Origin of the sequence: Natronoarchaeum mannanilyticum (assembly GCF_039522665.1) — an archaeon.
GTDB lineage: Archaea > Halobacteriota > Halobacteria > Halobacteriales > Natronoarchaeaceae > Natronoarchaeum > Natronoarchaeum mannanilyticum.
This window is the reverse complement of the sequence record NZ_BAAADV010000006.1, coordinates 16,555-35,721: the sequence shown is the minus strand read 5'-3', so window position 1 is coordinate 35,721 and position 19,167 is coordinate 16,555. Positions and strand designations below refer to the sequence as shown.

The window sequence follows — 19,167 nt, the reverse complement described above, 5'->3', positions numbered from 1 at the left end:
AACGGTAGAGAATGCAACGCTCACGTTCGGCGCCGCTCGCAGATAGAGGACTGCTCGTGCTCGGCTTTCTCGCTCTCGTCGGTGCTGTCGCCACTGCGCACTCGAATCCGGCGACCGGCTACGAACTGTCGCTGTACGCGGCCACCCCGCTGACGTTCTGGGCGCTGTACGGCTGTGCGATGTTCGTCTCGCTGTTCGTCGCGCTCCGCGCCTCGAACCGGTGGCTTCGGCGGACGGCGCTGGGGCTGGGCGGTATCGCGACGATGGCGTTCGCCGGCCTCCCGGTCTTGCGCGGCTACTGGTTCTACAGCGGCGGCGACGGTCTCACGCATTTGGGATGGGCGCGCGGAATTCAGGTTGGGAACTTTCTGCCGACTGACCTGCGATACCCGGGGATGCACAGCGTCACGATACTGTTCGACGTCGCGTTCGGGATCGATCTCGCCCACGCGATGTTGCTGGTCGTCGTCGTCCTGTCCGTGCTCTTTTTCACGTTCGTGACGCTGTCGACGCCGCTCGTCTTCGAGAGCCGGTACAGCTCGACCGCTGCCGCCTTCTCGGCGTTCATGTTCCTGCCGATCACCTCGCTCAGCACTCACCTGCAGCCCCACGCGATGTCGCAGGCGATCCTGTTCTCGTCGGTCGCGGTGTATCTCGTGTTGAAATACGTCCGCAGTCCGGCGTCGCTGCTGTCCTCGTCCGCTGTCGGCGCGTCGCTCGCACTGACGTCGGTCGCGCTCGTGGTCTATCATCCACAGCTCGTCGCGCACCTGCTGCCCTTCTTTGTCGGGATCTGCGGGCTCCAGGTTCTCTACCGGCGCTGGCGGACCGACCATCCGATCGCGTCCCACCGGCCGCTCTACGTCCAGACCGCGGTGCTGGTAGCCGCGTTTCTCGTCTGGATATCGAACCACGGCTTCTTCTCGGGCGTGATCGGGTACGCCGTCACGAACGCGCTGGAGTTCTTCCTCGGCGGTGGTAGCGCCGCCAAGGACGTCGCTACGCAGGGAGCATCGCTTACCGCTATCGGCGGGAGCTTCTTGGGAATCTTCCTGAAGTTGTTCAGTGCGAGTCTCGTGTTCATGGCGCTGGTCGGATTACTCGTCTTGCAGACGCTGCGGGACGGCGATCGGACGCTCACGCGGGCGACTCATGGGATGATCCCGTACTTCGTCGTCAGCCTACTCGGCCTGTCGGGAATCTTCGCGCTGTACTTTTTCGGCTCCGTTTCGGGAATGTACTTCCGCGTGTTCGGCCTGATGATGTTGCTCGTGACGATCCTCGGGGCGGCTGCGATCGCTCGTGGCGCGTGCGCTCTTTCGCGACGCTGGTCGACCGGCGCCGTCCATGGCGCGGCGATCACCGGCTTTGGGATCGTTCTGGTGCTGTCCCTGATCACCGTGTTCCCGTCGACGTTCATCTATCTCTCCTCACCGCACGTGACGGAGATGACCATGTCCGGCCACGAAACCGCGTTCAATCACCAGGAACCGGACGTCGAGTTCGTCGGGATCCGCGCCGGTCCGAACCGATACGCTGACATCGAGCGTGCCGAACTGGGCCGTACCGGCGAGTACGGGGCAGTGAACGGCTCGGAGATTGAGAAGGGACTCGCCGGGCAGTCTAGCGAGGATCGGTACCTCACCATGACACGGCTCGACTGGGAGCGCGAGGTGAAGGCGTACGACGAACTACGATACACGCGGATGCAACTCGTCTCGATCGGAGAGCGGCCGGGAGTCGCACGCGTGCAGTCGAACGGCGAATTTCGGCTGTTCCGCATTCAGGGGACGGACGGCTGACGCTTCGGGTATCGGACGACCGGCGTCACAACGGCCCCGAAGGGCCGATTCGAAGTTTTAGCGCACTACTAACTATCCACCTGCATTTCGATCCGTCTGGTACATACTATGGAACTAGCGCGCAAGGGATTCGCGTTTCTATCCGATCCGAGGGAGAAGGCGTGGTGGGCGAAGCACGGGCTGTGCGAGTTTCGGCTGTTACTTCGACGGCGGCGGTTCGGCGCTGCCGTCGGGTACCTCGTCGCCGCGGCGACGGGATGGCGAATCTACGATTTCTATCTGCGGTACCTCGTCTGGCGGTACGGCAACGGTATCGAGCGTGAGATCTGGGGTAACAAGATGCGACTCGACCTCTCCGACAACGGAATCTCCCGAGATCTATTTCTGTACGGCGGACGCGAACAGGTGGGAACGGAGATTTTCGAGCAGGAGTTGCGGCGTCTGGACGACGAGAACGACAACGGTCTCGCTATAGAGATTGGCGCGAACATCGGTTACTTCTCCCTGATCGAGATGGATGCCCTCGGCGAGGGGGCGGAACTGGTGGCGTTCGAGCCGGACGACAGAAACGTCGAACTCCTAGAAACGAACCTTGCGCTGAACGATCGGCTGGACGCCGCCAGCGTCGAACGGGCTGCGGTCGGTCCCGAGCGCGGGACGGCCGAACTCCAGCTGTCGAGCCATAGTAATCTCAACCAGGTCCGGTCCAAAATGTCGATCGAGGAGAACCATGATACCGGCGAGACGGTCGCGGTCGACATGTGGTCGATCGACGAGTACCTCGCCGAGCACGGCCGTGCCCCGGACTCCGTCGTTGCCGTCAGGATGGACATCGAGGGATACGAAACCGAGGTATTGCGAGGAATGGAGACGGTGCTTCGCGCCGACGGCCCCACGGTCATCTCCCTGGAAGTGCACGCGAACGCGCTCGATTACGAGACTCGAGCGGAACTACTGGATCGATTTGACGAGCACTGCTTCGAGATCGTCGCGGCGCTCACGGAGTCGATCACGGCGGACCCGTTCGTCGGTCGTATCGACGCCGAAGATCTGCAGTCGCTCGCGGATTACGAGCGGGCGTACAATCTCATCCTGAAAAAACCACGGTAGGTTCGCGGACTACTCGTTCTGGATCGTCACGGTCGCATTGCCACGAATCACCATGTTCGTGACCTCGCCCGAGTAGACGTACGCGTCTTCGCCTTCGCTGACGATGCCGACGACGGAGTCCTCCGAGACGTTATCTTCGATCGTGTCCCAGTCCGACCCGCCGTTGACGAGCGTCGTCCCCTCCGGGTCCGATTCGACCGTTCCGGAGACGGTGAACTTGTACGTGCTTACGTCGTCCGATTGCGTCCCGTCGACGACGACCCTGTTCGCGAGTTCAGTATCGCTCCCGGAGTCGGCGTCGCTGTCGGTGTTCTGGTCGTCGCTCCGGTCGCCGTCGGTATCGGCGCCGTCCTCAACGTCCGGAATCGACGAGATCGAGTCGACCGCCCCCGTATCGAGACGTTGCCCATCGGCTGTGAACAGCGGCGAGCCCTGTGCGGCGCCGAGGCGGAGTATCTCTCCGCCCGTGACCTGGAAGGTTTCGGTGCCGCCGGCCGTGTACCCGTGGACGTACCAGTTGCCGTTGCGCTCGAACGCGCGATCCTCGTAGTCGTGGTCGTGCGTGTCCGCTCCCTCGCCGGCCGTCACGTCCTCGGCGTCGAGTTCGACGATGTATTCGGCGAGGTCGCCGTCCGTCGACACCGTCAGAGCGAAGTCGCCCTGCGGTAGCGCTGATTCGTCGCCGGTATCGTCGGAACTATCCGAGTCCGTGGAACCGCCTGTATTACCGGAGCTGGCACTTCCGGACGCAGCCGCTTCGGCCGACGTGGGAACCCCCTCGGGCACTCGGTCCTCCGGGGTCCCCTGCGACTCGCCCTGGATGTCGTTGGAATCGTACTCCAGATCCTCGCTCTCCCAGCGGGAGTCCGTGGCGATGACGCTGGCCTCGGCCTGCTTATCGTAGGAGCCGCCCCCGACGACGATGTCGGTGCCGTTGTCCAGCAGATCACAGTTGCGCAGCTCAGTCTCTTCGTAGTACGCCCAGAAGCCGCGGTGGATACCGCCGACCATCACGCAGTTCTCGGCGTACGACCCGCTGGTTCCGAGGCGGATCCCGACCGTCGCGTTGTCCTCGAAGTACGAGTCCTCGACGCGAACGGTACCGCCGAGGGCGTTGTCGGCGTCGTGTCCGGGCGAGGAAGCGTAGATGCCGTTGTCCTGCATCCGCTTGATGTTCACGTTGCGGATCAGGATGTCCCCAGCGTGATCGCGGAAGACGTAGATCCCTTTGGCGCCGTCGTAGCTGTGGCCGGGGCTAGATGCGCCCGGGAGATAGACGTTCTCGACGACGCCGGTACTGTCCGAGGAGGGCGTGTTGAGCGTGATCTGCGAGTCGTTCGAGTGGCTGTCGAACGTCCCCCTGACGCCGACGTTGCGGATCGCCCACCCGTCGCCGTCCGCGTTGATGCTGTAGCCCGCCCCCGACGCGGAGATGTCGATCAGGACGTTTTCGAGCGTGTCCCCGTCGCCGAGGGAGACGCTGTACGTGTCGCCCGCGTCGACGACGATTTCCTCGTAGTCGTCGGCCGCCGCGGCCGCGTTCAGCCCGAACGCGGCGATCCCCGCCGCTCCCGCAGTCGCCTTCAGGTACGAGCGCCGGTTAACCGCTTCCTTCCTTTGCGATCTTTTAGATTCGTCAGCCATTCCGGATGGTAGGTGGATTCTACTGGTTATAAATATTTTTATCTCCCTAACGAAAGTTAGCTTATGGGTAATAAAATAAACTAATTGAGTCGAAGAGCAGCAGACTGGTAAGTAAACGAAGGGAGCGAAAAAATACGCAGGTAACTGCGATACTATCTTCCCGATCGCGGACCAGCCCGCGAGCATCTGATGATCGAAGTCTATCAAAAGTGGGTAAGCACAGCCTATCAGGAGTGAGTTGCAGTGACGCCGGATGCTCAGAACGGTGCGATCGGCCACTACCTGTTCGTCTACGACTGCATGATAGGGTGGTCGCGACGAAACGCGGGACAGATACACCATAACAAAGGTCCGAATGCGGGAAGTGCCCCAGAAGACCCGCTCACAGGATGTACGCCACCAGAATGCTGTCAGAACCCTTTCCGTCACATCTCCGCCGGATGTGCGCGACCGGGCGTTGTAAACGCCCTCAAGAACGAGAGTGTCGACGGTTTCTGGCTCGTCTACTCCCGCTCGGATGGTCTCCACACAGTTCCCAGCAAGATTCGAATCGCGACGGCGCCGTCGACGCCTCGAATCGATTCGACGCGCCGTCGAGCGAAACACGGGGTCGCTGACGGATGTCGATCGTCGATCGGATCTCACGGGGGCTGAAAGCGACGCTCGGCGCGAATCTCGTCAACGTCGTCGCCAACGGTCTTCTGATCGTCGTGCTCGCGCGATCGCTGCTCACGCCCGAGGAGTACGGACTACTGTTCCTGTCGCTCTCGGTGCTCGGCGTCGTGACGATCTTCGGAACGCTCGGTCTCCCGTCGTCGGTCGCGCGCTACGTGACCGAGTACGCCGAAAACGAGCCCGCACAGGTTCCCCACGTCGTCACGTCGTCGCTCGGGATCCTGCTCGCGCTCTCGCTGGTGACCGGAACGGCCGTCTCGCTGGGCGGCCCCTGGATCGCCGAGCTGCTCGACGAGCCCGGTCTCGCCGCGCTGTTGGCGCTGGGACTCGGATACGTGCTGTTCCAGGCGCTGCGAACGTATCTCGTCAAGGTGTTTCAAGGGCTCAATCGGGTCGACTACAGCGCCCTGGTCAACACGCTCTCAGCCGTCTGTCGCGTGATCTTCGCCGTCGGGTTCGTCCTACTCGGTTTCGGCGTCGTCGGCGCGCTTGCGGGATACGTCATCGGGCTGTTCCTCGCCGTCGCCGTCGGATTCGGAATTCTGTACTACAGGATCTATCGGACGTTCGATCGCGCCGCCCAGCGGGAAGACGGACTGCTTCGACGCATCGTCGAGTACAGCGTTCCGCTGACCGCGACGAGAGGGGCGGGCGTGCTCGACAAGCGGGTCGACACGATCCTCATCGGCGTTCTCGTGAACCCCGCCGCGGTCGCGTTCTACACCATCGGAAAGCAGGTATCGAGCGTCTGTACCGTCCCGGCGCGGGCGCTAGGATTCACCGTCTCACCGATGTACGGCGAGCAGCAGGCAAGCGACCAGGACAGACGGGCCGCCCGCCTCTACGAGCAGTCGCTCGAACACGTGTTGCTCCTGTACGTCCCCGCGGTCGTCGGTCTGGTGCTGGTCGCCGAGCCGATGGTTCGTCACGTGTTCGGAGCGGGATATCTCGGCGCCGTTCCCGTGCTGCAGGTTCTCAGTCTTTATATTCTAATGAGCGCGATCAACAGGATCACGAGCGACGGCCTCGACTTTCTGGGACGCGCGCGCGACCGGGCGATCGTCAAGTCGGCGACCGCGATCTCGAACTTCCTGCTGAACCTGCTGTTGATCCCCGCCTTCGGCGTCGTCGGTGCCGCCGCGGCGACGGTGGTGACGTACTCGGTCTACACTTCCGTGAACATCTACATCATCAGCCGGGAGCTCCCGCTCCGGTTCGGGCAGGCCGTCAGAACGACGATCGGCGTCGGCGCGGTGTCGTTGCTGATGGGCGCCGGCGTCTACCTGCTGTTGCCGTTCGTCTCCGGACCCGTGCGGCTATTCGGCGTCGTCGCTTTCGGTGTACTCGTGTGGTCCGCCGGCGTTTCTCTCGGCGGTCTTATAGATGTCCGGCGGGCGATGAAGCTCTTTACTTGATCGGTGAGCTGTTCGATACGCGTTGCCAGGCTGCGTCTGCCGGCGTCAAAGATATCCCAACTGTTTCAACTGTTCCTGTCGCTGCTCCTTTTCGTACGTCGCCTGTCGATAGACCTTCGGCTCTAAACTGCGAGTATCCGTCGCGGAACACTCTACCCAGGGAACATGCCGCATGGAGGGGTGTTTGACTCCTCGGCGGTGGCTCCAGAGAAACTGCTCGCCGAGCGCCTGGCCGTGATCGCTGGTTACGACCGCCGACGGCGCGTCAACGTTTTCGAGCAGAATCTCGACCTCCTCAAGGACGTACTCCAGATTCGAGATAAACGCACCCTCAAGCTCCCTCAGCGAGACGTCACCATCAATGTACTGGCGCCAGAATGTAGCGTTCGGCTGCCACCGTTCATCTAATCGGGAGTCACCCCTCGACTCCCCTTGCTCGAAAATCGGCTTGTGGGGCTGCATGTAGTGTACGATACAGTGACTCCAGTCCCGCTCGCGGGCCATTTTCACCGCACGGTCGGTGACGACGTGCGCCGGCGGTACTGCGGAGTCTACCTCCCACTCACGTTCATTGACGTTCTCGAAGTCGGCGAATCTGGAGACGGGCGCATCAGCGGAGTAAGGGTTCCCCGTCACGTAGATCGTGTCTTCCATCTCCGGTCCGTATTCGTCGGCAAACGTCTTCTCTGTCCACTCCGCAGAGTGGCTACCGACGGACCAAACCGTCTCAACATCGTCGATCCAGTCGCGATTCTCGGCACCCTCGCACAGCCACTCGGGCCGACAGGAGTCCAAAAGTATCAGCAGGTCCCACTCCTCGTCCCAGATCGTCCGCTGCGGTTCCTTGGTTGAAGCTCGTCGGTAGACTGCTTTGGATAGGGCGTTCGGAACCGCGTGCCGTCCGAACTTCCACGGTTCGATCCCTAGCGTCTTTTTTAAGACGAACGGCGGGATCGACCGAGGCTCGGCCCATCCTTTCCGGACAAGTTCTCTAATCCGTCGGATATCACTCATACGGTAGCGTGGAGTAGTTCACATATTAAGAGCTTGCACCGATTATGGTTGAGAATTTGTTTAATATTGGGATATAAACGCGGTAGAGCTGCTCAGGGGATTCATAACAATGCTACAACGTTCAAAACCTCAACTAACCGATGCACGTGCTGAATCTGACGACGAAGGAGTCGTCTCCGTGCTTCCAGCTACAGGTACGAGCGCTCGAATCACAGGGCGTCACTTGCACGAATCTCTCGGTCCCCGGCGAGTTTGACCGCGACTCCTCCCGGTCGGTCTTGGATTACCTGCGACTGCACCCGAAGGTACTACGGCGGTCGTTCGGCGAGTACGATCTCATCCACGTCAACTACGGGCTGACCGCGCCGATGGCGCTCGCACAGCCGAACCTGCCCGTCGTGCTCTCTCTGTGGGGCTCGGATCTCGAGGGACAGTTCGGCTGGCTGAGCAAGCGGTGCGCTCCCCGCTGCGACGCTACGATCGTGATGTCGGAGTCGATGGGCGAGCGACTGGACTGTGAGTACCACGTCATCCCTCACGGCGTGGAGCTCGACAAGTTCGAACCGCTCGACCGATCGACCGCCATCGATCGCGTCGGGTGGGACCTCGACGCTCATCACGTGTTGTTCCCCTATGGCCCGGATCGAGAGGTGAAAAACTACCCGCGAGCGAAGCGAATCGCCGACGCCGCGACCGATCGACTCTCCAGCCCCGTCGAGTTGCAGACGGTCGGCGACGTCGCGCACGCGGAGATGTCGGACTACATGAACGCCGCGGACTGCCTGCTGCTGACCTCGCGCCGCGAGGGGTCGCCGAACGTCGTCAAGGAGGCGATGGCCTGCAATCTGCCGGTGGTCTCGACGGACGTGGGTGACGTCGCAGAGCGTCTCGACGGCGTCGATCCCTCCGCTGTCCGCCGGACGGACGAGGGATTGACCGACGCCACAGTGGAGATTCTCCGCGCACGCGAGCGCTCGAACGGGCGCAAACACGCGAGGGATATTAGCAGCGAGCAGATGGCGGAGCGACTTCGATCCGTGTATCGTTCAGTCGTCGACGCCGACGAGCGGTACGGTACTGCGTCGCCGACCGCGAGCGCTTCCGACGGATAGTTCGGTCTTGCCGACGGATAGTTGCTGGACAGTATACGATTCATAACGAAGAGTGTCTACGACGACTCGTCTCACGCCTTGATGACGATACGCAACCTGTCCACGGCAGCCGCGACGTTCGTCGCGGTGATCGCGATCCTCTCCATCGCCGCCGGTCCAGTCGCGGGAGGCGCCGGCCAAGCGGCCCTGCAACAGCAGGACGGTGCCGCTCCCGGGAACTACTCGGTCCTCCAGGACGGCGACTGTACGACGATCTCGACCTTTGGCGACGGATCGCAGTCGGTCGAAGAGTTCTACGATTACCGAACGCCCGAGACCGAGCCCTCGAGCTACACGTACAGCTCGCTCGGGACGATGGACCTCCAGCGGGACGACACGAGCATCCTCTTCCTGTACGAGGGAACCGAGGGGACCAGCCTCGTGCTCGTCCACGACCGCGTCTACGGTGGTACGAACGGCAGCGCGGTCACGATGCAGTTCGACAGCCTCCCCGAGGAAGGCGAGTGGGCCGTCGAGGACGACAGCTACAGCGACGACCTCAGCGGCGGCCCGTCCGACGAGTTCGACCACGGAGAGACGTCGAGCCGGATCACGTGGGTGTACAGCGAGAACAGCACCGACGGGGCGGTGTTCCGCGGCGGACTCGACGACAATGACGTCGATATCACGATCGATCCGGCGTTCAACGATAACGCCGACTTCCGCGTGTATCCCGGCGAGATCACCGACTGGCAAGCGCTTTCGAGCGGCGGCGACGGCACCGAGCGCACGTCACTCGACTTCCGGCCGATCGAACTCCGTTCCGGTCCGTGTTCCTCGTTCGACGTGTCGGACGTGACCGCGCCGAGCGACGTCGAGGCCGACGAGAGCTTCGAGATCGGGGCGACCGTCGAGAACGACGGCAACGTCGAGGACACGTTCACCGTCCCGATCGCGATCGACGGCGATGTCGTCGACGAGACGGACGTCACGCTCGACGCCGGCGCCGAGACCGAGGTCACGACGACCGTGACGTTGAACGAGACCGGGACGCACGCGATCGAGGTCGGCGACGAAGCCGTGGAAGTGACGGTCACAGAAGCGAGCAACGAAACGACTGGCGAAACTGACACCGACCAGGATGGGAACGATGCTCAGTTGCCCGGCTTCGGCGTCGCCGCGGCGATCGGTAGCCTTCTGGGCGCGGCGATTGTCGCCCGTCGCCGTCGAGTGTAGTCGACGACCGACTTTCGGAGTCGGATCCTATTTTGATCGCACTTCCCAATCCCACACTAGTATGGAAAGTATATCTATAGTATAGATACAGTAACTAAGAACGATCCCTAAGAGGTCGCGAGTATGGCCGCGACAGTCACGATCAGCATCGAGATCGAGCTGGGTTGGGGAGTCCACGACCTGCAGCGGTACGACCACCTGAGCGAGCGGGGACGAGAGGAACGGCGGTACCTGCGGAAGTTGCTGGACGCCTGCGACGCGCATCGGATCCCCGTCTCCTTCGACGTCGTCGGCCACCTTTTCCTCGAGGAGTGCGCCGGATCGCACCCGGGACCGTACGACGACGGTTGGTTCGAAGCGGATCCCGGGACCGACAGTGAGACGGATCCACTGTTTTACGCGCCCGACATGATCGACGAGATCGCTGCCCGGCGGACTGACCACGAGCTGTGCACGCACACGTTTTCGCACGTGCTGTGCGGCGAAGCAGATGAGGACACGCAGCGGAGGGATATCGAATACTCCCAGCACCTCCACGAGAGCGAGGCGAACGGACGGACCACGTCTCTCGTACCGCCGCGCCACTACGAGCCCTCGTCCGACGTTCTGCGCGAACAAGGCATCGGAATCATCCGCGTTCCGACCGACGAGAGTGCCGCCACCGGTATCAGTCGATTTCGAGAACTGTTGCTCGGTCCCCCGCACGTCGGGGAACCACAGATCGAAGATGGGATCGTCGAAACGTACTGCGCCTCGCAGCCGACGCTCACCGCCGCGTCGTTACCGTCCGGTCAGCGAGCGACACATCTAGCCTTTCGGTGGCTTCCCGTTCGCGTTCGTCGTCGGCTCCACGAGCGGTATCTCCGCACGGCGGTTGACGCCGCGATCGACGACGGCTCGTCGCTGCACGTCTGGTGTCACCTGTACGATCTCAGCAACGAGTACCAGTTCCCGCAGATCGAATCGTTTCTGGAGACGCTCGCATCGCTCAGAGAGAACGACGACGTTACTGTCAAGACGATGTCGGAGCTGAACGACGACATCAGAGTCCGTCACGTGTCCCCGTCGAAGCCGGCGACGAATCCGAAAGGAGAGGACGAACAGAAAGGCGAGACGAATCGGGTAGCAGGCCAGCGACAGGGGGTAGATCAGCGAGTCTGATCCGCTTCGGGTTCGGCGTGCTGGTCGGCCGCGTGCTGACGTAGCTCCCAAGCCCGCTCGCGGGACGACGCCGCGCGGGCCGGTTGAGAAGCACCCCCGCGATTCGGTGCTCTGAGAGGATTCTCGGACCGAGGTACGCTCGCCGAGCGATCGCACCCGCTGTACGCGATCATCTGTCGCCGCTCAGAACGCGTTGGACGCCGCTCAGGAACGGCATCGGATCGTCCAGTCGTAACGTGTCGAACTGCGGGACAGCGTAACAGGAGGTGGCGATCTCCAGCGCCCTGCCGGGGAGCGACGGTCGATCGACAAGCGGCGAATTCTCCTGATAGATCGACAGAAGGTGACCGATCTCGCCGTACAGCAGGTGGCTTCCGGTCCCGACGTCGTACTTGGGCTCGATCTCGTCGGCGCGATCCGTCGCCTGCAGCCAGTAGTAGTACGGGAAGTCCGCGCCGGAGTGGACCGCGCAGGCCAGCGACTGCCACATTCGAGGGTTGATCTCGGTGAGCACGAACTCGCCGGTGTCGGCGCCCCGCATGTACTCGATGCAGGCGGGGCCGTGCCAGTCGAGGTGATCGAGCAACTGCCGCCCGACCGCGTCGAGCTCCGGGATGTCGACGGTTTCCCGATAGACACCGCCGCCCCCGGTGTAGGAGTCGCCGCGGACCTGTCGGTGCTGGAACGTCGCGAGTGCGTCGCCGCGGTCGTAGGAGGCACAGAACACGTACTCGTCGGTCGACTCCACGAACTCCTGGACGATCGGCTCGTGGAGCATCTCGTCGTGGAGCTCCTCCCGATCGGGCCATTCTCCCGGCGCCAGGTGTTCGAGTTCCTTGACGACGTCCGAATCTCGTTCCGAGTACCCGTCGAGGTACTCGTCCGCCAGGAGGTTGTAGCGGGCTTTGACGATCTGTTTCCCCGACCAGTCGTCGACCTCGCCGAGCCGACGCGTGTCCGGCACCGGTACGCCCGCTTGCTCGGCGGCCTCTATCAGTCGAACGCGATCGATCGCGACGTTCAGCGTCTCCAGCGGCGGCGTCACGACCGAGACGTAGTTCTCGAACGACTCCCGGTACCTCGCGAAGAGATACTGGTCGCGGGGCCGTACCGGGACGATCGTCCGAACTGACGGCCGAGCAGCGAGCCCCAGCAGCGCGTCCCTGTACGCGAGGAGATCGTCATCCGGCGGCGGAATCACGACCGACTCGTCGCAGAACCGCGACGCCGCGGCCATGACGTTCTCGTGCTCGGAGGCGACGATCGTGCGGACGCCCCGGCGCGAGAGCGATCGGACGCAGGGATAGCTCCCCGGATCGAACCCGGTCGGAATCACCACCGAATCGCGTGCCGAACGTGTACCCATTTGCTACTCGTAGCGGAACTCCCTAAATTAGTATATCTCTGCTAATACGTGGGTTGACAGTTAGTTGCCGTTTACTCCAATCTCGATTCAGGACGCCGCTATTGAAGTGACTTGAGGGCTACGCTCACCTGATGACAGAAGTTCGCGAGTGCGACGCCCACGGCTACGTCGTCGGCGACTCCTGCCCGATCTGCTCGGACGCTGGCACCGTCGTCCTGGGGAGCGACCGCCGAACCCGGCTATCGAAGTTTCTCAGCGGCGCGCTGCGGCACTTCCCCGGCGACGCCGGACTCGAGCTCGACGATCAGGGATGGACGCCGTACGACGCGCTCGTCGACGCCGCCGTCGGGAAGTACGACTGGGCGCGCCCCGAGCACGTCGCCGCGGTGATCGCCACCGACCCGAAGGGTCGGTTCGAGCGGGACGTCGATCGCGTCCGCGCCGCCTACGGCCACTCCGTCGACGTCGACCTGGACGCCGAGGCGACGCCGGTCCCCGACGAGCTCTACCACGGCACCGCGCCCGACAACCTGGCGTCGATCCGCGCGGAGGGACTGCGACCGATGAGTCGCCAGAAGGTCCACCTCTCGGGATCGATCGCGGAAGCTCGGGAGGTCGGACGCCGTCACGCCGTCGATCCCGCGGTGCTCGCGATCGACGCCGCCGCGATGCGGGAGGATGGCCTGCGAGTCGTCAAGCGCGGCCGGGAGACGTACACGACCGATCGCGTGCCGCCGGAGTATCTGCGGGAGCTCGGGGAATAGGTGTCTGATGTCTCTGAAACTCGGTGGAGAGTCTCTCCTAGAACGAGGAACTGCTGATCGACGTGGTCAGTCGAAGTGCGGGGACAACACCCGAAGACACACCGTGTTTCCGGTGGTTGCGTCACTCCGTATCTAGCAAAACTTCCTGAACGGTCTCTGAGGCTTCGAGCAACCGATGTGTAGTGTAATTCCCCTTAGGGCCACCACCTTCTCGAGATCGCTCGACGACGTCAAGAAAGGCGTGTTCTTTCAGGAGATCACGAACGCGGCGGAGAGAAAGGGTTCGGACGCGTGTTCACCACAGACTCGTTCGTACATGTCGTAGATGGTCGTCGTTCGAAACTGATCGTCGCTTTCGCTGTTCAACGAAAGCAGTGCGAGCGACTGCAAAACGTAACGCGAATGCGGCGTTGCACCCCGAATAAGTTCTCGGAACCGGTCGGTTTCGGCTTGTTCGCGAGCTTCGGTAACGTACGATTCCTTGACGGTCCCATCTCCCCTGGACTGCGCAATCTCTCCGGCGTAGCGGAGCATATCGATCGCTTTTCGGGCATCACCGTGCTCTTGTGCTGCGAGCGCGGCCACTTTCGGGATCACGCCAGACTCCAGAACCCCGTCGTGGAACGCGTCCTTTCGAGCGTCCATGATCTCGCGCAACTGATTCGCGTCATAGGGAGGGAACACGAACTCACGTTCGCAGAGACTAGATTTCACCCGCTCGTCCATCCGATCCTTGTATTTGATTTTGTTACTGATACCGATCACACCAATCTTACAGTCGCAGATCTTTCCGGCTTCACCGGCACGTGATAGCTGCATGAGAATCGAATCAGAGTCGAGTTTGTCGATCTCGTCAAGGATGACGATAGCGACGTCCGTTTGTTGATCGAGAATCTCCCAGAGCCGTTTGTAGTACGCTGACGTGCTGATCCCTTTTTCCGGTATCGTGATTCCAGTTTCGTCGGGGTCATTGAACCCGAAGGCGATAGAGCGAGCTGTCTGTGTTTCAGTCGTGTCCTGGGCGCAGTCGATATACACGTACCTGACGTTGATGCCCTCCTCGTCAGCGATATCGACGAGTGTTCGTGAAACGTGTTTTGCGCACAGCGATTTCCCCGTCCCAGTCTTCCCGTACAGGAGAACGTTGCTGGGAGACTGCCCGAAGATTGCAGGGTTCGTTGCATTCGCGAGCTGTTTGATCTCTTCATCCCGGCCAACGATGCGGTCGTTAGTCGGTAGATGATTGATTTCGAGCAACTCTTTGTTCGCGAAGATAGCGTCGTCGCGCCGGAAGAACTCTTCTGGGTCGGTCATTCTTTGACACCACGTTTCCGGTGGATGCGCCTTTACTATTTCGACGAGAGACACACACCACGTTTCCGGTGGGACAGACAAATAGAGAGCAGTTCTCCACGGTATATGCAGGAATTGTCACCACCGGAAATACGGTTAGACTGATTAAACAGCCCGGGTGGAACTCGTACTGCGAGGACCCGGAGAACACTGAGAGCGACCAGACCTCCGACAGTTCAACTGGCGGAAGACGGTCTGTGATCGTCTATTCGGTATGCTGATCCACTTGAAGGGATATAACAAGCTATAACATATAAACCCTACTATCTATATCCGAGGTTAAGTAGTCTGCTGACCTCATTCGCCGTACGCCTACCACCGGAAACACGGTGTCTGGCAGCCGGATCGTGCTGCAGGGGTAGCAAAATCACCAACCCACCGGAAACGCGGTGTGGGGGTGAGGCGACCCGGCCGGTGTTTCCCCGTTTGATATCTCTCTTTCAGCGCCTTACTCGAACGCTCCGAGCGTCAGATTCTCTCCGTCCCGAAGATACCGCCGAATCCGCTTGCGCTTCCAGCCCAGCGGCGAGACGACACTCTCGCAGGCCCGGACGAGCAGGTCGGCGTCGTAGTCGTCGATCAGCTCGAACGCCAGTCGCACCCGTTCCCGCGACCGCGCGTCGTCGACTACGACGTACTGGACCGACTGGCCCGGCCGCTTCGCCACGTCGTGCTGACGGGCGCGCCGGAGCGCCGAAACGGTCTGAATGCGGTGGCTGTAGTTCTCCAGGCGCTTCGAGACGCGCTTGTAAAGCTCGGCGCCGTCCGTCAGGAGGCGTCGAGCGCGGCCGCGACGCCCCTGCGCTCTATATCTCGGTCACGCGCTCGTGGGGCGCCTCCAGCGCGGCGGCGTCCTCCTCGAGCAGCGCGACGGTCAGGTACGGCACGTGGTCGCGGAAGTACTCGATCAGATCGGCGATCCGGGCGGAGTCGATCGCCTCCAGCGAGTCCAGCAGCATGAACGGCACCGTCTCGTGGACGTCGTGGACGAGGTAGCCCGCCAGCGCGAACACCAGCCCGGTCACCTCGCGCTCGCTCTCGCTGAGGTGGTCGATGTCGTCCTCGTACGCGGCGCCGCTGTCGGTGCTGCGGACGATCTTCAGGTCGAACGACGACTTCTCGACCTTGCGGCGCCCCTCGCGGACCTCGCGCTCGGTGCGCTCGATCCAGATCCGGTCGAGATTCTCGTAGCCCAGCACGTCGAGCACTTGCTCCATGTGCTCGTTGAACGCCTCGACCGCGTCGGCCTCGATGCGGTCGATCCGGGTCCGGAGCTCGGTCAGCTCGTCGGCGACGGCCTCGCGTCGCTCCTCCAGTTCCTCGCGCTCGTCGAGGCGGTCCTCGATCGACGCGATCTCCTCATCGACGTCCTCGCGCTGCCCTTCCAGACGCTCGAGCTCGAATTCCAGTTCGTTGACTTCCTTGTGCTGGTCGAGCAGTTCGTCCTGGACGTCCTCCTCGAGTCGCTCGACCTCCTCTTCCAGCGCCTCGATCTCCTCGGTCAGCCGGGACCGGCGCTCCACGTACTGCTCGACGCGATCCTCGCGTTCCTCGATCTCCTCCTCGACGCTGTCGAGTTTCTTCCGGGTGCGCTCGTGCTCGTCGCGGCGGTCGCGCAGATCGCTCAGTTCGGAGCGCGTCTCCCGCAGCGCGGTCGAGAGCTCGCTACGCTCGTCGAGGCGCTCCTGGCGGGTCGATCGGAGCTGCTCGATCGTCGTCTCGATCTGGTCGCGGGCGACCGAGGAGCCGCAGGTCCAGCACTCGACCGTCTCGCCGTCGCTGTCGGGCAGCAGCTGGTCGGTCACGTCGCCGCCCGACTCGCCGCCGGTGCCGCCGTTCGCGTCGACCGCGCCGCCGGCCGACTCGAGCCGTTCCTCGTTGAACTGGATCGTGCTCTGGAGCTGGCTGATCTCGGCGGTGAGTTCCTCCTTCTCGTTCTGGAGCCGGTCGATCTCGGCTTCCAGCCGATCGATCTCCGCGCCGGGGCGCTCGGGAGCGTCCTCGAGTTCGTCGGCCAACTCGTCGCGCTCGTCCTCCAGCGCCTCGATGCTCTCGCGCTCGGTGTCGATCCGGCGGCGGACCCGTTCGAGCTCCGAGCGGGTCTCCTGGAGCTCGTCGAGTTTGGCGTCGAGTTCGTCTTTCTCCTCGCGGGTTTCCTCGACGCCCGCCTCGGCGTCCTCGACCTGCTCTCTGGCCTCAGACAGCTCCGCCCGTTGTTCCTCGATCTCGTTGGTCAGCCGCGTGCGTTTCTGTTCGAGGTCGGGCAGCTTCGCGGACAGGTCCTCGAGTTTCGAGAGGCGCTGATCGATGTCTCGCTTTTCCTGCTCGGTGCGGGAGATCTCCTCGCGGATGGCGTCGGTGTCGACCGGGCGCATGATGATGTCCCGGAGGTCGTCGCCCCGCGCCACCGCGCGGCGGGCCTCGTTGTCTTCCAGCAGAAACGCGAACAGATCGGCGATCCCGCTGTCCTCCAGGTAGGGCTCGCCCTCCGTCACGACCGTCCCATTGCGTCGGTGCAGCGTCCGCTCGTACGTCTCGTCGCCGACCTCGAGGATCGCCCGTCCCTCGTCGGCGTCGGCTTTGAGCGACGTGTCGTCGCTGCCCAGTGCGGCCATGATCGCCTGCAGCAGCGACGTCCTGTTGGTCGCGTTCCGGCCGGTCAGCGCCGTGATACCGCGGTGCAGCGTCACTTCGGTCTCGTCGATGCCGCCGATGTTCCGTGCGCGAACGGTGACGCTCTGCGGGGGAGCCGCTGTCTGCTGTGATGATCCAGTGCTCATTACGAATTTGTTCATCACGGTTGTATTTATGCTTTGGTACTCTCCGGCGGCTTCAGGCGACTTCGGTTACAGTCATACTGGTGTAAAGTCCGGGGACAGCCCGTCAATCGAACGCCGGAACGCTCACACGTCGGCGCAGTCACAGCCCTCTGCGTCGAGCAGCTCGCCGACCGTGTAGTGGCCGCCGCAGTCTTCGCAGACGACCGTCACGTCGACGAGAACACTGTACTCGCCGACCGACAGCGCGTCCGCGCCGTCGAGACGCCCGATCGTATCGTCAGTCACCGCGACGGTGCGGTTCTGCAGCGCCCGGAGCGTGTCGCGCGCGCTCTCGATCCGCTCGGCGTCGTCCGGCTCCTCCATCGAGGCCTCGAGGCAGTCGGTTAGGTGCGTGTGGACGGTCTGATGAGAGACGAAGTCGCGCTCGACCTGCTCGATCGGCACCGAAGCGTGTTCGAGTTCGCGACGGGTCTCGGTCCGACTCCCGCTGCTGACGTCGTCGTCGGTGAGGATCCGATAGACGTTCTCGACCTCGCCGTCCCTGTACTCCATTCCCGCACGATCCATCGCCGTCCGGAGGACCCGCCGGTCGACCTCGCGAGCCAGCTCTCTCAGGCTCCGTCGTTCGCCCGCGGCACCCGTCCAGTCCGCCGCGAGATCGTCGTTCAGATCCTGGAGGTCGTAGCGGTCGACGATTCGCCCAATCTTGCAGTCACAACTCTCGTCAACGTCGTCGTGTTCGCTCACGTTCCGGTCCTACGGGCGGCCGGCCCAAAACTGTTTTTCCTCGTCGCCGGCGCGCTCTCGACGATCGACAACGGCGGTACGGAGATGCTACCGCGCGCCGCAAGCCGGTCTTCCGCTCCGAGTCGATCGATGGCGTCCCCTCGAAAAGTAGCCGTACAGCGCCGCAAGCGGGAGTACGTTGCCGCTATACTCCAGTAATCTATACGTACCGCTCTCCGTTTCGGCGCCGTAAGCCGCTCTCCCGTCACCTGACGAGCGGAGAGCGATACGATTATGAGGCCCGACGAGAGGACATACGGGCGACGTTGACCGTCGACCTTCGCTATGACCAGTAACACGACATTGTCCTCGACGACCGACGACGAGAGTGCGACCGCACAGAACACCGCGAGTCCGCTGATCGCGTCCGACGCGCCGACCGACGACCACCGAACGCGCCACGATTTCGCGGGCGAGCGACGACTGAGCACCAGCGTAGTACAGGCCGTCGCAACCACACTTAGCACGGATCCGCTGTCGCTCGACGAGCGGTTGTACGACGTACTCGACCCCGACGCGCTCGATCGCTTGTTCGAAGGTGAAGCGACGCGTCCGCGAACGCTCTCGTTCGAGCTCGCGGGCTGTTCGGTGACCGTCCACGGCGATGGGCTGATCGTCGTCCGTCGCGTACCGTGAGCCTCACTGATCGATCAGGCGCCGCACACGCCGGCTGAGCGGCTGGGGCTGATCCCTGGATCGACGATCCAAGCAAGCACTAGTGACCCACAGGCGCACCGTAGCGGCACAGAGAGCCGCCTCGGGGGAGCTCTGGCGGTGCCGCACGCTTCCTGTGACGAGCGTAAGCGACGTCTCGATGAAGTTTGGCAGTCATTTCACCGGAGTAATCAAAGAAACACTACAGGTCCCGATACTAATTTATACTGCTAAGTTGAAGCTACGACCTCATGACAGGATGGCTGTCCGACAGCGATCGCGAGCGGATCGAAGAGTTCGCACAGACGCCGAAGTA

Annotated in this window: 14 protein-coding genes and 1 pseudogene; 8 read left to right on the top strand and 7 right to left on the bottom strand. The window is 62.7% G+C overall.

Features of this window, described 5'->3' with window-relative positions; translation table 11 throughout:
* Window positions 1–11: 11 nt before the first annotated feature.
* A complete protein-coding gene (locus ABDZ81_RS12945; RefSeq protein WP_343774412.1) occupies window positions 12–1,802 on the top strand; it encodes a hypothetical protein in 1,791 nt (596 codons plus the stop codon).
* Window positions 1,803–1,910: 108 nt separating this feature from the next.
* On the top strand, window positions 1,911–2,912 hold the full coding sequence (locus ABDZ81_RS12940) for an FkbM family methyltransferase (RefSeq protein WP_343774411.1): 1,002 nt from the start codon (window positions 1,911–1,913) through the stop codon (window positions 2,910–2,912).
* 9 nt (window positions 2,913–2,921) lie between these two features.
* Here the strand turns inward: ABDZ81_RS12940 and ABDZ81_RS12935 are convergent, their stop codons facing one another.
* Window positions 2,922–4,556 carry a right-handed parallel beta-helix repeat-containing protein gene (locus tag ABDZ81_RS12935; RefSeq protein WP_343774410.1) on the bottom strand — a complete coding sequence of 545 codons (1,635 nt, stop codon included), beginning with the start codon at window positions 4,554–4,556 and terminating at the stop codon, window positions 2,922–2,924.
* A gap of 620 nt (window positions 4,557–5,176) precedes the next feature.
* Here ABDZ81_RS12935 and ABDZ81_RS12930 point away from each other — a divergent pair.
* Window positions 5,177–6,646 carry an oligosaccharide flippase family protein gene (locus ABDZ81_RS12930; protein ID WP_343774409.1) on the top strand — a complete coding sequence of 490 codons (1,470 nt, stop codon included), beginning with the start codon at window positions 5,177–5,179 and terminating at the stop codon, window positions 6,644–6,646.
* A 45-nt stretch (window positions 6,647–6,691) separates the two neighbouring features.
* Here ABDZ81_RS12930 and ABDZ81_RS12925 read toward each other — a convergent pair whose 3' ends face one another.
* Entirely contained in the window at window positions 6,692–7,660 is a 969-nt protein-coding gene (locus ABDZ81_RS12925) for a hypothetical protein (protein ID WP_343774408.1), read from the bottom strand.
* Between the two features lie 140 nt (window positions 7,661–7,800).
* Between ABDZ81_RS12925 and ABDZ81_RS12920 the strand changes: the two genes are divergently transcribed.
* The 3 genes from ABDZ81_RS12920 (at window position 7,801) to ABDZ81_RS12910 (ending at window position 11,148) form a co-directional block, all read left to right on the top strand.
* A complete protein-coding gene (locus ABDZ81_RS12920) occupies window positions 7,801–8,772 on the top strand; it encodes a glycosyltransferase family 4 protein (protein ID WP_343774407.1) in 972 nt (323 codons plus the stop codon).
* 81 nt (window positions 8,773–8,853) lie between these two features.
* Window positions 8,854–9,987, top strand: coding sequence for a CARDB domain-containing protein (locus ABDZ81_RS12915; RefSeq protein WP_343774406.1), 1,134 nt, complete (start codon window positions 8,854–8,856; stop codon window positions 9,985–9,987).
* Between the two features lie 123 nt (window positions 9,988–10,110).
* A complete protein-coding gene (locus ABDZ81_RS12910; RefSeq protein WP_343774405.1) occupies window positions 10,111–11,148 on the top strand; it encodes a polysaccharide deacetylase family protein in 1,038 nt (345 codons plus the stop codon).
* A 169-nt stretch (window positions 11,149–11,317) separates the two neighbouring features.
* On the opposite strand, the gene ABDZ81_RS12905 is transcribed toward ABDZ81_RS12910, so the two are convergent.
* Window positions 11,318–12,514 carry a carboxylate--amine ligase gene (locus ABDZ81_RS12905; protein WP_343774404.1) on the bottom strand — a complete coding sequence of 399 codons (1,197 nt, stop codon included), beginning with the start codon at window positions 12,512–12,514 and terminating at the stop codon, window positions 11,318–11,320.
* 131 nt (window positions 12,515–12,645) lie between these two features.
* On the opposite strand from ABDZ81_RS12905, the gene ABDZ81_RS12900 reads away from it, so the two are divergent.
* Window positions 12,646–13,278 carry an RNA 2'-phosphotransferase gene (locus tag ABDZ81_RS12900; RefSeq protein ID WP_343774403.1) on the top strand — a complete coding sequence of 211 codons (633 nt, stop codon included), beginning with the start codon at window positions 12,646–12,648 and terminating at the stop codon, window positions 13,276–13,278.
* 121 nt (window positions 13,279–13,399) lie between these two features.
* Here ABDZ81_RS12900 and ABDZ81_RS12895 read toward each other — a convergent pair.
* The 4 genes and pseudogenes from ABDZ81_RS12895 to rdfA form a co-directional block, all read right to left on the bottom strand.
* Window positions 13,400–14,592, bottom strand: a pseudogene (locus ABDZ81_RS12895) (orc1/cdc6 family replication initiation protein).
* A 487-nt stretch (window positions 14,593–15,079) separates the two neighbouring features.
* The gene (locus ABDZ81_RS12890) at window positions 15,080–15,298 is read right to left on the bottom strand and encodes a hypothetical protein (protein ID WP_343774402.1); all 219 of its coding nucleotides are present in this window, start codon (window positions 15,296–15,298) and stop codon (window positions 15,080–15,082) included.
* Between the two features lie 139 nt (window positions 15,299–15,437).
* Entirely contained in the window at window positions 15,438–17,411 is a 1,974-nt protein-coding gene (locus tag ABDZ81_RS12885) for an archaea-specific SMC-related protein (protein ID WP_343774401.1), read from the bottom strand.
* Between the two features lie 123 nt (window positions 17,412–17,534).
* Entirely contained in the window at window positions 17,535–18,158 is a 624-nt protein-coding gene (gene rdfA, locus ABDZ81_RS12880; RefSeq protein ID WP_343774400.1) for a rod-determining factor RdfA, read from the bottom strand.
* A 324-nt stretch (window positions 18,159–18,482) separates the two neighbouring features.
* Here rdfA and ABDZ81_RS12875 point away from each other — a divergent pair, with 324 nt between their 5' ends.
* The gene (locus tag ABDZ81_RS12875) at window positions 18,483–18,833 is read left to right on the top strand and encodes a HalOD1 output domain-containing protein (RefSeq protein ID WP_343774399.1); all 351 of its coding nucleotides are present in this window, start codon (window positions 18,483–18,485) and stop codon (window positions 18,831–18,833) included.
* Window positions 18,834–19,167: the final 334 nt, after the last annotated feature.